The following is a 13043-nucleotide window of genomic DNA, read 5'->3' on the forward strand; positions in this document are numbered from 1 at the left end:
TACTCCTCTATTATTACTAATAGTCTATATTAATATAAATTATAAAATGTTTCTATTTTGACAACATTTTACATAAATTTTATATCTTAGGGAAAAATATTTATTTAGTCATTATTTACCATATAATGCACATCAGGTAAGTTGCGATAATGTCCATCAAAGTCTAAACCATAACCAACTATGAACTCATCTGGAATCTGAATACCCAAATACTCTATATCCAAATCAACTAGACGTCTTTCAAACTTATCAAATGCTGCACACAAAGATAAGCTTGCTGGTCTTCTTGTTTGTAGTAAAGGTTTCAAGTGATTAAGGGTAATTCCTGTATCGATTATATCTTCAACGATTATTACGTGTTTACCCTCTATATCTGTACTTAAATCATGTTGAATTGATACATTGCCTGAACTAGTCATAGCATTACCATAAGAACTAACTTTCATGAAATCAACTTGGCATGGAACATCAATATATCTAATTAAATCTGCCAAAAATAAAAAGGCGCCATTCAATATTCCAACGAACAATACCTCTTTACCTTCATAATCTTTATTAATTTCAGCTGCAACTCGTTTGCACATTTCTTGAATTTCTTCTTTAGAAATCATTACATCACTTAACTCTAAACTCATAATAAACTCCTAACATTCACAAAATCTATTTAGGATTTGAATTATACCACAAGTATTGCCAATAATATGATTTTTTAAACGTTCTTTCGCCTCTATTGTTCGTGTTTTCGTCACAATAAAAAGGATTATCGAAATTATCTATTACTTTTCTACCAATTACATACACTCTACTATCTTTAGCTATTAAAAATATGTTTTTTCTAAGGTCCAGTCTTATATTCTCTTGTGAGAAAAAATCTTTCAACAGAACTTTCTTACCTTCATTTATAATAAAATCTCCACTATTAAAGGTTCGAATTTCAAAATCATCAATATCTATTTCTGAGTTAGAATAAAAATCAGCATGGCAAGTTGAATCCCTGCTAACTTTTAATGCATTGTTATCCTTAGAGTTAGGTTGATTGTATAATTCTTGATCTTTAAATAAATAAAAGAATTTTCTATTTTTTACCAGCGTAAAATCACTACTTAACGATAGTTCTTTTTCACCTCTATCCTGTAAAAGCAGCGTTTCTATATCTTGTAAGTTTATTTCATAAATATCTTTCTCTAAGCCATTATATTTTAGAATTTCATGTATTAAAAACTTCCTAAGATTAACTGAAGCTTCTCTAAATTTTTTTACAGAATACAAATTATATTCTGCACTAACAAAATCACTTGCATCTTTTATCAGTATGTAATCTATCCATTTATTACATTCATCGATTATAAATTGATTTGCGATAGCAAGTTTATCAGCAGCATTGGATAATCTCATTACAAGTCCATAATCACTTGCTTCTTCCCATTGTGGAATCATAATATTTCTCAAGTAATTTCTTCTATTATCACTTAAGGCATTTGTATAATCTTCTCTCCAAGAAAGCTTATTTTCTCTTGCATAATTATATATTTCTTCCTTGGTAAAATTCAAAAGTGGTCTCACAAAAAGTTCATCTGTATAAGCAATCCCACTTAAGCCACCTAATCCTGCTCCTCTTGATAGATTTAACAATAAGGTCTCAGCTTGATCATTAGCATGATGTGCAGTAAGAATTCTACAGTCTCTTAGATTCTTAAATGAACTGTTATTTCTGCAAATTCTAAACCAATTCTCACGTCTAACATCTCTACCCAATTCTTCCATATTTTGTGAATTTGCTTTGCTTATTTCAGGAATATTATCTGTCGATGATTCAAAAGCAAAACCATAGCTAATAGCTAGTTCTCTTGCAAGTTGAAGATCTTTGTAAGAATCTTCCCTGATCATGTGATCTTGATGATGTAGAATAACTTTTATTTCTCTGTTGCTCGTATTAAGATAATTAGATAAAAGATCTAATAAACAGACAGAATCTACTCCGCCCGATAGTCCAACTACTATTAGTTTAACCTCTTCAGGAAGTAGATTCTTGCTTGTAATATTTTTATTAAATTTATCTTGCAAAATTTCGCTAATTTTACCGAGTTGCAATTTTCACTCCTTGGATAATTAAAACGGAAGATCATCCTCACTTAATTTAGCATCTTCAATTTGAAATTCAGTCTCATTTTGACTTGATAAATGTTCATCAAAATTAGGATCAAAGTTACTGCTCTCAGGTGGAATATTATAATCAAAATACTCCTGTTCTCTGAATGTAGTGATATTGGAAAACCAATTTAATTTAATTGTTCCTGTTGTACCTTGTCTATTCTTAGCTAAAATTAGTTCTGCTTCGTCTGGATTTGGTGGTAACTCCTCATTGTTATAGTACGAATCTCTATATAGAAACATTACAGCATCCGCATCCTGCTCAATTGCTCCAGATTCACGCAAGTCAGATAGCATTGGGCGTTTATTCTCACGCATTTCTACACCACGACTTAATTGTGACAAAGCTATTACCGGAACATTCAAGTCACGAGCCATAATTTTTAACGCTCTAGAAATTTCTGAAATTTCTTGCTGTCTATTCTGATTTGAGCTATCACTTCCTATTAATTGTAAATAGTCAATAACAATCAAATCTAATCCAGCTTGAGCCATAAGTTTATTACATTTTGCTCTTATATCAGCTGGTGAAGTAGAAGCTGAGTCATCTATATAAATATTAGCTGTTGCTAAAACTTGTACTGCATCTCTAACTTTATTTGCATCAGGACTAGCTGTATCTATAGCTTCTTTAATTTTATTCGTAGCTATAGTTGAGGCTGAGCTTAATAACCTTAAACCTACTTCATTTTTACTCATCTCTAACGAGAAAATTGCTACAGTTTTGCCTTTTAATGCAACATTCAGAGCCAAGTTTAATGCAAAGGCAGATTTACCCATTGCTGGTCTAGCTGCGAGTATATTTAGAGTCTGACGTCTTAATCTTCCCAGTTTCTTGTTCAAATTAGGGAATCCAGAATCAACTGCTAGCTCATCACTATCACTCTTACGTAATTCTTTTAATGTTACGTTTAAAATTTCATGTAATGGCATTAGATCTTTGTGACTCAAATCATCTTTACTCTTAACTACTTCTGCAGCCATAAGGTTAATCAAATCATCAGCATTTTCTTTTCCTGAATAAATTGATTTTTCCATTTTTTGGACAAAAGTTAATAGTTTTCTTAAACGACTTTTCTCTTTAACTATATCCGCATATTCTGCCACATTAGATAATAAATATGATTTATCAGCTAGTTCAGTTAAATAGGATATACCACCAATAACATCTAAAGTACCTTCAGATTCAAGATAATCAGCAACACTTAAAATATCAATTGCTTCACCTTTAGCTGCTTTTTCAATAATTGCTTGATATATCAATCCATTCTTTTTCTGATAAAAGTCTTCTTTTTCGAGGCGCACAATCTCAGCTCTAGCATCTTCTGATGTTAAAGCACATCCTAACAATGACTCCTCAGCTTCAACATTCTGAGGCGGAACTTTCAAGTTGTTTTCATAACTATCATTTGGATAATTAGCCATTACTATAAACCTTAAACCTAAACTCTAAAACTATTCAGCTTCAACTCTTACAGTTATCTTAACTGTAACATCTCTATGTAGCTTAACTTCTGCATTTACAGAACCAATATTTTTGATATTTGTTGCTAAAGTTATATTTCTCTTATCAACTTCATAACCAGCAGATTTCAGGAGATCAGCTACATCTGAGTTTGTTAATGATCCGTATAGTCTGCCATCATCTCCTGCTTTCATCTTTTTGACAAAAACCTTATCTTTAAGTTCTTTACCAACTTCCCTAGCTTCTGCTAACTCTCTTGCTGCATTAGCTTGTTCAGCACCTTTTTTCTGTTTAATTTCATTTAAATTTGAAGAAGTGGCTTCTTTAGCTAAACCTTTTTTTATCAAGTAATTATTAGCGTACCCTGTACTAACTTCAACTATTTCATCTTTTTTACCTACTTTTTTAACATCTTCTAATAAAATTACTTTCATTCTTCACTCCTAATCTAAATTTTTCTTTATATCATTATAACTCAATAGTAAAAGTTATTTTTTCAATTATCTTTAAATAATGCTTACTATCTGCTGTACAATCCATGGTGAAGCATATAATGCCATAAATTGAACCCCATAATTAACTCCAAGCTTATTCAAGAATCCACTAAAAACTCCTATAATCAATACCGCAATTACATTTAATAGACCAGCATCCATATATGCAAGCATAATAATAAATGCAATGAATAAGGATAATATTGCTTCATGAGGAATTCTTGTTAATACAAATTTAGTAATAACATGTGCAAATCTATTTGCAAAAATATACATTATACATATGGCAATTAATGCTGCAAAACTAGCAATCAAAGCTATTTTATTTCCACCTAATATGTGATGAATATTCCTAGTAGATTGATACACTGGTTCTGCTTCAAACAATGCAATTCCTGGACCAATACTGACTGGAGACAATGGAACTCCCAAAGCAATTAATGGAATTAATATCCCGGATAAATATGTAGATTGTATAAGCCCAGACATAGTAGATATTTTACTAAATGCAGTAGCATCCTTATCAGTTTTATCTCTATTGAAGCTTTCACCTAATAATAAGACTAGACCTACTGGGGACAAAACAAATAGTGCACTTGATATAAATGAGCTTAGTGAGATTTTCTTTAATTCGGATTTATTTAAAATTTTAAAGGGGTTTAATGTACTATTTTCAATCTTTGGTATAGTAACCTTTTTTTCTTCAGTTCTGATATAGTTTTTACGAGAATCTTTGTTCATTATCTCTAGAAGTGAAAATAATAGTGGACCAACAGTTATCCCTAAGAAAAATGAAATACTAACATTTTTATTAGCAGGAACTATTCCTAAATTCCAGTACATGTGTCTGAATGACATAAACAATACTGCCAAAGGGATAATACTAATTAAAGAGATAAGTTTTGACTTACTAAGTAAAGCTAAGAATATTGCACCAAACACAAACAATAATGAGGCATAATCTTTTATAAATCCTCCAAGAGGTGCTAATAATTTTGCCATTAATAATGAGCTTGGAAGAGCAATTACTACTCCTAAAAGTGCACCTGCAGCTAGTTTTTTAATCGCTAAAGCGGATAAGCCTCTACTCTTTAAATATTGCGAAGACTCTAGCATGGGCGATGACATTACCCCTCCTGGTAGACCAACGACAATAGTTGGCATTGCATTACTTACTGATAAAGTTACAACAGCAGCAATAAAGAATGCTAAATTTACCTCAGCTCTAAGACCAGATAAAACTAAAGCAAGAGTTATAGGCACAATAACTGCAGTTTCATCAGTTCCCGGAATAAAACCAATAATAGTATAAATTGCAACTGCAGCCAAAACTGCTCCTAATATTTGCAGAATTAAAATAGCATCCATTATTCTTCCTCTACCTTCCTCTTTGGTTTAACAATAATAGAATTTATTATTACAGCAATAACTGCACCTATTAGCCCAAAAAACAATTGCATTGTTGTATTATTCTTTGGAGCTAGAAAAAACAAACCTAATGTGGAACATAAGGATATACAAATCGTTTTACTTAAATCTATAATTGAAACAATATCATTCCAAATCTCAACTTTATCATTATTTTCTAGATTATTACTTGAATTAGAATCTTGATTTTTTGCATCATTATAGTTTTTATTATTATCCATATTATTTAACCTCATACTTTATATCTACCTTAGATTTTATTATAAATTTAAAATTAAATATAATAAAAGGTACTTTCTTGCAAAAGTACCTTAATAAATAATTAAATTATTTTATCATTAAGCCTCTGTGAAAGGTATTAATGCCATCTGTCTTGCTCTCTTAATAGCTGTAGTTAATCTTCTTTGATGTTTTGCACATGTACCTGTTGTACGTCTAGGCAAGATCTTTGCATTTTCTGAAAGATACTTTCTTAGCAAAGCTTCATCTTTGTAATCTATAGCTTCAACATGATCTACACAGAATTGGCATACTTTACGTCTAGGTTTTCTTCTATTAAAACGTTTATTAGCCATTATATTCTCCTTCTTAATAATTATTAAAGATCAAAAGGCAATTCTGTATCATCATCAGGTGCTTCAAAGAAACCATCACTGGAATTTGTGTAGCTATTATTATTGAAATTATTACCGCTATAACTATTATCGTTGTTATTGCTGTAGTTATAATTATCAGATGATTGGTTACTGGACTTGCTATCTGCAAAGTAAACTTCATCAGCTACAACTTCTGTAATATATCTTCTTTGACCACTCTGTTGATCATCCCATGAACGAACTTGAATTGAACCTACCAAAGCTATTCTTTGGCCTTTTGCAAAATATCTGCTAACAAATTCAGCTGTAGATCTCCATGCAACAACTGGAATAAAATCAGTTTCACGATCACCATCAGCGTTCTTAAATCTTCTGTCAACAGCAACTGTAAATGAGCATCTGCTGATTCCGTTAGATGTACTTGTTAATTCAGGATCTTTTGTCAAACGTCCCATCAAAATTGTCTTGTTCATTTAATGCCTCTCTTAATGTTTCCTACTTAATTTAATCGATCAACGATTCTAGTCTAATGCGAATAGAATGTGACGAACTAAACCTTCAGTAATTCTTAAATCACTATTGATTTCTTCTGGTGCACTTTTTTCTGCTTCAATTGTGAATAACATATAATCGCCCTCGTTCTTATGATCAATCTCATAAGCAAAACGTTTACGACCAATATGTTCTTCAGAAGTAATAGTAGCATTCTTTTCAACGATAGCTTTTACTTTATCGTGAACTGCTTGATTAGCTTCTGCTTCTAAAGCACCATCAACAATGTACATTAGTTCATATTTAGCCATTTCTTCACCTCCTTGTGGACTATTGACCCTGCTCGTGAAAGCAGAGTAAGGAATGCTGTTTGACAGCTAGTTAATTCTAGCAGATAGTTATTCTTAAATCAAACGCATATATGCATTAAATCAAGATATTTTTTATATTTAAATTTACTTACTATTATATTTCTTTAAGCCAATGCCAATAAAGGTACCAAACACTGCTGCCAGGAAATAAATTAGTGCATAAATTAAAGTATCCCATTGTTTAAATATAAAGATAATAGTTGGTAGTAAAGCAATGAAATTCAAAATATAATAATATATTGAAACCCTATTCTTATAACTATAAATAAGACCCAAAATAACATTTAGTAAAGGTAATACAAACAATATATTAAACATTGCACTTCCTGTATCGCCTGATATTAAAGGTAAAACTAAATACGCAATTAAAAGTACAATAATATAAGGAAAAACTTTAAAATCAAAATCAAAAATTCTATTTGTTTTCATGTCACAAATCTCCTTTAACTGAAGCTTTGCGTAACCTATTCATAAAGGCTTTACCACTTCCAATTTCATCAACTGCTTCTACTAAAATCAAATCTAGATTTTCTCTATCCATTATTCTAAAACTCTTGAATAGATTATGTGCAGCCTCTTGGTTTCTTTCATCCTTACGAAAAGTTACCATATTTTTAATTAAATTATACTCTTCATTATTTGAGAATTCACTTCTGAAACAAGCTGCTAAAGTCTCAGAAATTAACAACCCAATTCTATCAAAATTCCCATTTGTAATTATTTTATTGATATAATCTAACTTTTCTTCTACGTTAGATCCAGTAATTATATTAACTTCAGCTTTTGGAGCATAATGCCTGTATTTCATACCAGGTGCTTCAGGTTTTTCGTCTTCAGATAATAATTTCCCTGTTTTATCTATAAGCTCTACGTCTATAGAATTTCTATCTAAAACAGCCTTAATGTCAGCTTCACTTATTGCTCCAGGTCTCAATAATTTAAGAACCTCACCATCCCAAGATACTATAGTAGATTCAACACCAAATTCACAATCGCCCCCATCAATTATGTATTCTACTTTTCCTTCAAGATCTTCTACACAATCTTCCAGAGTTGTTGGACTTGGTTTGCCACTAAGATTAGCTGAAGGAGCTGCTATTCCAACGTTAGTTAAGCTTATAAGCTCTCTTGCTATCCTATTACTTGGTACTCTAATTCCAATAGTTGATAAACCTGCTGTAACCGGACTTTTTACATGATCCGCCTTGGGCATTATCAAAGTAAATGGTCCTGGACAAAAGTCTTTAGTCAAAGCCTCAGCAAGCCTATCCCAGAAAGCAAAATAAGTTTTCATATCTTCTTGTTTTGCTACGTGAACAATCAAAGGGTTATCTTGTGGTCTTCCCTTGGTTTTAAAAATATTATAAACTGCTTCTGCATTATTCCATGCTGCTCCCAGTCCGTATACAGTTTCTGTTGGAAACGCAACAATCTTACCTTCTCTCAGAGCCTTTGCTGGCTCTGAAAGAGCTTCTGCATAATTGTTTTCAGCAATTTTAATAATTTTTGTTCTCATAATAATTTAGTTCTATTCTTCACCTGACAAAAGTGATTCTGTTCTTTCTGCAGTAATTAAAGCGTCGATAATTTCATCCATATCTCCTGCAAGAACATCATTTAATTTATATAAAGTTAAGTTAATTCTGTGGTCGGTAACTCTACCTTGCGGGAAGTTATATGTTCTAATTCTTTCACTTCTATCCCCTGTACCAACTTGACTCTTTCTTTCACCAGCTATTTCACTGCTTCGTTTTTCTTCTTCCATTTCGTAAAGTCTGGCACGTAAAATTTTCATAGCCTTATCTTTATTTTTATGTTGTGATCTCTCATCTTGCATAGCAACTACAGTATTGGTTGGAATGTGAGTTATTCTAACTGCAGATGAAGTTTTGTTAACGTGCTGACCACCAGCACCTGATGCTCGATAAACGTCTATTCTAAGATCATTAGGATCAATATCTACCTCAACTTCATCAACTTCAGCCATAACTGCTACAGTAACAGTAGATGTGTGTATTCTACCTCCTGACTCTGTTTCAGGAACTCTTTGAACTCTGTGAACACCACTCTCATACTTCAAGCGGCTAAAAGCACCTTTACCAGCTAATGTGAAAATAATTTCTTTATATCCACCTATATCGTTGTCAGCTTCACTAGCAATCTCTAGTACATAGCCTCTCTCAGCAGCATATGCAGAATACATTTCAAATAGATCTGATGCGAATAAGGCAGCTTCGTCTCCACCGGCACCTGCTCTAATTTCCATGATAACATCTCTTGAATCACGAGGATCCTTAGGTCTAAGTGATTCTAATAATTCTTCTTCAAGCTGCGCTATTCTTTCTTCATTTTCAGAAATTTCATCTTTGATCATACTGATCATTTCACTCTCACTGTTTGGAGTTTCTTCTAGCAGCAACTTATTTTCTTCTAAATCATTTTCAATACTTTTATATTCATTATATGCTGTAACAGTATCAGCAATTTCGTTGGATTCTTTTACTATTTCTAAGTAGCGCTCTTGATTAGAAAGAACTTCTGGATTGCTCATTTCAATCTGTAATTCTTCATATCTAGCACTTAATCTATCTAATTTTTCCTTTGTTTCTTTTTGCATAAAATCCCTCTATTACTCAAAGATAAACACACTAATTCTATCACGTGATGCTAAGTCTTTATTTGTTCTGATGTAATTATAATTATTTTCAGCTAAATTAATCAAGGCTTGCTTTTGCTCATGTCCATGTTCTAAAACAATTAAAGCACCCTTATTCAAATATTTATTAACCTCACTAAAAATCCTATTATATATTTCTAAACCATTATTGTCAGCAACCAATGCTGTTTTAGGTTCATATTCAAACATTGATTCATCGTCAATTTCAGACTCAGCAACATAAGGTGGATTAGAAAGTAGAAGGTCAATCTTATAATTTCCATCTAAAACTTCATTAGGCCAAAGATCTGCTAATTCAACTTTTACTTTTTCATCTAAATTATGAGCTTGTATATTTTTCTTACTAGCGTTAATGGCAGCAGGTGCGATATCACTTGCTAATATTCTATAATTTATACCAAACGAATCAAGCATCTTTGCTAAGCTAATACTCAAAGCACCAGAACCTATTCCTATTTCTAAAATATTAATTTCTTTATTTGTTGATTTATGTTTAATGGAATTTATATATGGAATATATTCTTTTATGGTCTCTAGCATTATTTCAGAATCTGGACGTGGTATCAAAACATCTGGATATACTTCAATACGTTCACCATAAAAATACGTAAATCCAAGAATCTGCTCTATCAGTTGTCCCTGCATAAGTTTATTTAAATCAGAATTCAAGTTATTTTCTAATTCATCATCAAGTTCAGCTTCTAGATCAATATTATATTTCTCTAATAGCTTATCAATTATAGTTCCTAGCCAAAAGGCATCATCACCAAAATAAAACTCGTTTTCTCTTAATTTATCAATGCTTATTTTTTTCCATTGTTTTAGGTTCATAAATTCAAATTCTTTTTAACTAATACTAATTTTATATAGTTTATTATCTATAAAAGATTTATATAAAAAGTTATATTTATTTACAAGAAAAAAGATTGCCACTGTGGCAATCTTTTCTTTTTACAAATCTACTATTTGCTTTGTGCGTTTTGCATACGTTTGTTGAATTTATCAACACGACCACCTGAATCTACCAATTTTTGCTTACCTGTGTAGAATGGATGGCAATTACTGCAAATATCAATATTAATATCTGAAATAACTGATTTTGTTTCAAATGTGTTTCCACATGCACAAGTAACTACAGCTTTTTGATATTCTGGATGTATATCTTTCTTCATATTTCTCACCTCTTTAACAGAATTTCGACCCGTAATCTCTTGATCACGAATGCCGACTCGGTTTTGTAGCCTATAAATTATAACAATAAAGTGATATCTGTCAAGCACATATCATTAGAAATCACATTTTTTAATAATCATAATATGCACTATTTCCGTTCAAATTATCACTACTATATGAATTTCCATTTCCATTGCTTGAATTATTATCAGTTTTCAACTTCATCGCATTAATAATATTCTTGTCTTTCAAAGAAATATTCAATGACTCTATCATATGTTTATTAGTCTTAGTTTTAAGCATTAAACTAATAATAAGTTCAGTAACATTGCTGGTATCCAATGTACTAAAGGCTTTTCTAACAGCCCATACAGCTTCAAGCTCATCATTAGATAAAAGTAACTCTTCTCTTCTTGTACTGGATCTATTGACATCAATTGCTGGGAATATACGTTTTTCAGATAGTTTTCTATCCAAGTATACTTCCATATTACCAGTACCTTTAAATTCTTCGAAGATAACTTCATCCATTCTAGATCCTGTCTCAACAAGAGCAGTAGCCAAGATTGTCAAACTTCCACCATTTTCAATATTTCTAGCTGCACCAAAAAATCTCTTAGGATGATGTAGAGCTGCTGGATCTAAACCACCTGTCAATGTTCTACCAGTTGGTGTAATAGTCAAGTTATATGCTCTTGCCATTCTGGTTAATGAATCAACTAAGATCACAACATCTTCACCTAACTCAACCAGACGTTTTGCCCTTTCAAGGACAAGTTCAGAAATTTTAACGTGATTTTCAGGAGATTTATCAAAGGTAGAATAAACAACTTCCCCGTCAATTCTTCTTTGCATGTCAGTAACTTCTTCTGGACGCTCATCAATCAATAGAACAAACAATTTAGTTTCAGGATTATTCTTTGAAATTGCATTAGCTATTTTTTGCAGAAGAATGGTTTTACCAGCTTTTGGTGGAGAAACTATCATTCCCCTTTGACCTTTTCCAATTGGTGAAAAAAGATCAATAATTCTTGTCGATAATTCATGTCTTTCGGTTTCTAAAACAAATTTATCTTGTGGGTAAACTGGTGTTAAACGTTCGAAATTGGCTCTATTATGCATAGTCTCTGGGGCTCTTCCATTAACTTCATGAATGTAAACCAAGGCACCAAATTGATCCTTATCATGTTTATCTTTAACATTACCAAGAATGAAGTCACCACTTCTCAAAGAGAATCTTTTAATCATTTGGGCTTGCACATAAACATCTCTAGGACCTTGAATATAATTCTCAGTTCTTAAGAATCCATATCCATCAGGCATAATTTCCAATACACCATCAACTAACGGTAAGTCTTTTGCTTTTTTGCCATTATCATTAGAATCTTCATTATCTAAATCAACATTATCTGCATTATCTGCGTCTTCAGTTTTATTAGCTTCATCATCTTCATTGGAAACTTTATCTTTAGAAGTTTTAGAATTTTTTCTTGGTCTTGCTTTAGCAATAAAATTAGAATCATTAATTTCAGCAAACCCAGATTCTTTATCCTTTAAATCTTCATTGGATTCTGAATCATTTGTTTTGGATAGATTTTCTTTATTGGAATCATTAAGTTGATCAATATTTTTAGAATTATTATCTTCAGATTTTGAACTTCTTTTCTTAGTATTATTTTTTGAATTTGTTTTATCTTTTGAATTATTAGAATTAGTTTTTTTCTTTGCAGTTTCTTTTTTACTTTTGTCTGTATTACTGGAGGATTTTTTATCATCAGCAGATTTTATTTCAGCATCCTGTTCTGACTTTGCTTCTTCTGTCTTTATCTCTTCTGTAGAGTTCGACTTTGATTCTTCTGCAATTTCTGCTTTTGTTGCTTCTTCAGACTTTGCTTTTTCTTCGTCTGCTGCTTCTAAATTATTATCTGATAATTGAGAATTTAAAAAATCTACTAGCTCTTGTTTTTTCATCTTCTGAGCTTTACCAACTGGTAATACACCAGTCATTCGAACAATTTCTATTAAATCAGCTTTTGTCTTTGATGCGAAAAGATTTTCACTCATCATTTTCTCCTTAAATAAAATAACGGTTAGTGCATAAGCTACTATAAAATTAAAAATAGTAATTAACTAAACATTAATTTTAATTTGTTATATTAATTATTTTTAAATTTGAATTATTAAAGAAAAGGCTTG

15 protein-coding genes are annotated in these 13043 nt (G+C 31.4%); all 15 read right to left on the bottom strand.

The features are described from left to right. Positions 1–104: 104 nt before the first annotated feature. The 15 genes from hpt to rho all read right to left on the bottom strand — a co-directional run bounded on the left by hpt (position 105) and on the right by rho (position 12911). Positions 105–635 (bottom strand): hypoxanthine phosphoribosyltransferase, encoded by a 531-nt coding sequence (hpt, locus tag C5Q98_RS03170; protein ID WP_106012274.1) that lies wholly within the window; start codon positions 633–635, stop codon positions 105–107. Between the two features lie 25 nt (positions 636–660). Beyond that, on the bottom strand, positions 661–2091 hold the full coding sequence (gene tilS / locus C5Q98_RS03175) for a tRNA lysidine(34) synthetase TilS (RefSeq protein WP_106012275.1): 1431 nt from the start codon (positions 2089–2091) through the stop codon (positions 661–663). Between the two features lie 18 nt (positions 2092–2109). Then, positions 2110–3576, bottom strand: a complete 1467-nt coding sequence (gene dnaB, locus C5Q98_RS03180) for a replicative DNA helicase (RefSeq protein WP_106012276.1) — start codon at positions 3574–3576, stop codon at positions 2110–2112. Positions 3577–3606: 30 nt separating this feature from the next. Next, positions 3607–4050 carry a 50S ribosomal protein L9 gene (rplI, locus tag C5Q98_RS03185; RefSeq protein ID WP_106012277.1) on the bottom strand — a complete coding sequence of 148 codons (444 nt, stop codon included), beginning with the start codon at positions 4048–4050 and terminating at the stop codon, positions 3607–3609. A gap of 72 nt (positions 4051–4122) precedes the next feature. After that, on the bottom strand, positions 4123–5478 hold the full coding sequence (locus C5Q98_RS03190; protein WP_106012278.1) for a tripartite tricarboxylate transporter permease: 1356 nt from the start codon (positions 5476–5478) through the stop codon (positions 4123–4125). Further along, positions 5478–5759 (bottom strand): hypothetical protein, encoded by a 282-nt coding sequence (locus tag C5Q98_RS03195; RefSeq protein WP_205728439.1) that lies wholly within the window; start codon positions 5757–5759, stop codon positions 5478–5480. The genes C5Q98_RS03190 and C5Q98_RS03195 overlap by 1 nt, the downstream gene beginning before the upstream one ends. 117 nt (positions 5760–5876) lie before the next feature. After that, positions 5877–6113, bottom strand: coding sequence for a 30S ribosomal protein S18 (rpsR, locus tag C5Q98_RS03200; RefSeq protein ID WP_106012279.1), 237 nt, complete (start codon positions 6111–6113; stop codon positions 5877–5879). Between the two features lie 23 nt (positions 6114–6136). Next, positions 6137–6607, bottom strand: a complete 471-nt coding sequence (locus C5Q98_RS03205; protein WP_106012280.1) for a single-stranded DNA-binding protein — start codon at positions 6605–6607, stop codon at positions 6137–6139. Positions 6608–6655: 48 nt separating this feature from the next. Continuing rightward, positions 6656–6937: a 30S ribosomal protein S6 gene (gene rpsF, locus C5Q98_RS03210; protein WP_106012281.1), complete on the bottom strand. Its 282-nt coding sequence runs from the start codon at positions 6935–6937 to the stop codon at positions 6656–6658. Positions 6938–7081: 144 nt separating this feature from the next. Then, complete coding sequence (locus tag C5Q98_RS03215; RefSeq protein WP_106012282.1) at positions 7082–7426, bottom strand: hypothetical protein; 345 nt, start codon at positions 7424–7426, stop codon at positions 7082–7084. Between the two features lies 1 nt (position 7427). Continuing rightward, positions 7428–8513, bottom strand: coding sequence for an L-threonylcarbamoyladenylate synthase (locus C5Q98_RS03220; RefSeq protein WP_106012283.1), 1086 nt, complete (start codon positions 8511–8513; stop codon positions 7428–7430). Between the two features lie 12 nt (positions 8514–8525). Next, a complete protein-coding gene (prfA, locus tag C5Q98_RS03225) occupies positions 8526–9614 on the bottom strand; it encodes a peptide chain release factor 1 (protein ID WP_106012284.1) in 1089 nt (362 codons plus the stop codon). Between the two features lie 12 nt (positions 9615–9626). Further along, a complete protein-coding gene (locus C5Q98_RS03230) occupies positions 9627–10505 on the bottom strand; it encodes a N5-glutamine methyltransferase family protein (RefSeq protein ID WP_106012285.1) in 879 nt (292 codons plus the stop codon). Positions 10506–10636: 131 nt separating this feature from the next. Then, on the bottom strand, positions 10637–10846 hold the full coding sequence (gene rpmE, locus C5Q98_RS03235) for a 50S ribosomal protein L31 (RefSeq protein WP_106012286.1): 210 nt from the start codon (positions 10844–10846) through the stop codon (positions 10637–10639). Positions 10847–10976: 130 nt separating this feature from the next. Beyond that, complete coding sequence (gene rho, locus C5Q98_RS03240) at positions 10977–12911, bottom strand: transcription termination factor Rho (RefSeq protein WP_106012287.1); 1935 nt, start codon at positions 12909–12911, stop codon at positions 10977–10979. Between the last annotated feature and the right edge of the window lie 132 nt (positions 12912–13043).

This window comes from Fastidiosipila sanguinis, from assembly GCF_002998295.1.
Lineage (GTDB): Bacteria > Bacillota > Clostridia > Saccharofermentanales > Fastidiosipilaceae > Fastidiosipila > Fastidiosipila sanguinis.

What these genes read in the sequence shown, in the direction of transcription:
- hpt (WP_106012274.1), bottom strand. Translation starts at nt 635, where the DNA reads ATGAGTTTAGAGTTAAGTGATGTAATGATTTCTAAAGAAGAAATTCAA.
- dnaB (WP_106012276.1), bottom strand. Translation starts at nt 3,576, where the DNA reads ATGGCTAATTATCCAAATGATAGTTATGAAAACAACTTGAAAGTTCCG.
- rplI (WP_106012277.1), bottom strand. Translation starts at nt 4,050, where the DNA reads ATGAAAGTAATTTTATTAGAAGATGTTAAAAAAGTAGGTAAAAAAGAT.
- C5Q98_RS03190 (WP_106012278.1), bottom strand. Translation starts at nt 5,478, where the DNA reads ATGGATGCTATTTTAATTCTGCAAATATTAGGAGCAGTTTTGGCTGCA.
- C5Q98_RS03195 (WP_205728439.1), bottom strand. Translation starts at nt 5,759, where the DNA reads ATGGATAATAATAAAAACTATAATGATGCAAAAAATCAAGATTCTAAT.
- rpsR (WP_106012279.1), bottom strand. Translation starts at nt 6,113, where the DNA reads ATGGCTAATAAACGTTTTAATAGAAGAAAACCTAGACGTAAAGTATGC.
- C5Q98_RS03205 (WP_106012280.1), bottom strand. Translation starts at nt 6,607, where the DNA reads ATGAACAAGACAATTTTGATGGGACGTTTGACAAAAGATCCTGAATTA.
- rpsF (WP_106012281.1), bottom strand. Translation starts at nt 6,937, where the DNA reads ATGGCTAAATATGAACTAATGTACATTGTTGATGGTGCTTTAGAAGCA.
- C5Q98_RS03215 (WP_106012282.1), bottom strand. Translation starts at nt 7,426, where the DNA reads ATGAAAACAAATAGAATTTTTGATTTTGATTTTAAAGTTTTTCCTTAT.
- C5Q98_RS03220 (WP_106012283.1), bottom strand. Translation starts at nt 8,513, where the DNA reads ATGAGAACAAAAATTATTAAAATTGCTGAAAACAATTATGCAGAAGCT.
- prfA (WP_106012284.1), bottom strand. Translation starts at nt 9,614, where the DNA reads ATGCAAAAAGAAACAAAGGAAAAATTAGATAGATTAAGTGCTAGATAT.
- C5Q98_RS03230 (WP_106012285.1), bottom strand. Translation starts at nt 10,505, where the DNA reads ATGAACCTAAAACAATGGAAAAAAATAAGCATTGATAAATTAAGAGAA.
- rpmE (WP_106012286.1), bottom strand. Translation starts at nt 10,846, where the DNA reads ATGAAGAAAGATATACATCCAGAATATCAAAAAGCTGTAGTTACTTGT.
- rho (WP_106012287.1), bottom strand. Translation starts at nt 12,911, where the DNA reads ATGAGTGAAAATCTTTTCGCATCAAAGACAAAAGCTGATTTAATAGAA.